This window comes from Klebsiella sp. K47, from assembly GCF_051858335.1.
Taxonomy (GTDB): domain Bacteria; phylum Pseudomonadota; class Gammaproteobacteria; order Enterobacterales; family Enterobacteriaceae; genus Klebsiella; species Klebsiella pneumoniae.
In genome coordinates this window covers 1-221 of record NZ_JBPYUI010000458.1, presented here as the reverse complement: position 1 = coordinate 221, position 221 = coordinate 1, and the positions used below count along the sequence as shown (strand labels likewise).

1 protein-coding gene is annotated in these 221 nt (G+C 55.7%); it reads right to left on the bottom strand.

Annotated features, from left to right (window positions below):
- Positions 1-182 (bottom strand): branched-chain amino acid transport system II carrier protein (locus RRF55_RS28780; RefSeq protein ID WP_439419413.1); only part of this gene is annotated, 182 nt, incomplete at its 3' end.
- Positions 183-221: the final 39 nt, after the last annotated feature.

The window sequence follows — 221 nt, the reverse complement described above, 5'->3', positions numbered from 1 at the left end:
CCCAAAAAGCCCAAGATCGCCGGCCAGAAGTTGTCGCCGGCTTGGACGGCAATCATCGGCGGGAAGATCAGGTTTCCGGCGCCGAAGAACATCGAGAACAAGGCGAGCGCAGTGACTACGATCGCGGTGGTTGATCCTTGTGTCTTCGTGCTGGTGTCGGCCTGTGCAGCAGTCGAGCCCATGTTTCACTCCTTGGAGATTCGTAGAATTTCCAAAGAATA